Raw genomic sequence first — 363 nt, forward strand, 5'->3', positions numbered from 1 at the left:
ATGCTGTCTATCCCTGATTGAACATCCCGAAGTATATGATTGGGACTTACAGCATTGTCTTTCCCGCAGGTACCGGAATCAAGGTCGAATAGAAAATCATAGAATGCCTGTAAGTTATAGGGAGCACTTGTAGACTCATAATAGTGTCTTAACCAGTTTTTAAGGCTCACACTTTGGGCTTTTGAATTGGTATCGAAAGCCGTCAACTCTAATAAGAAAATACTAAGTTCTTCCAGAAGTTCCGGCGAAGGTATACCACTCTCACAATAAAACGGATTGATCCCTAAAGATTTTCCGGGTTCATAACGTAATATTAGATGTTCCTGAGGATAAAGCTTAGCAAATTTCGCATAGGATCCTCCC

The 363-nt window shown here is 40.2% G+C and carries 1 pseudogene; it reads right to left on the minus strand.

Going from position 1 to position 363, the window contains the following annotated elements:
- Positions 1 to 363, minus strand: a pseudogene (locus IIF7_RS20955) (TraG family conjugative transposon ATPase); the annotation flags it as partial.

The sequence above is a fragment of the Zunongwangia atlantica 22II14-10F7 genome, assembly GCF_002094855.1.
Lineage (GTDB): Bacteria > Bacteroidota > Bacteroidia > Flavobacteriales > Flavobacteriaceae > Zunongwangia > Zunongwangia atlantica.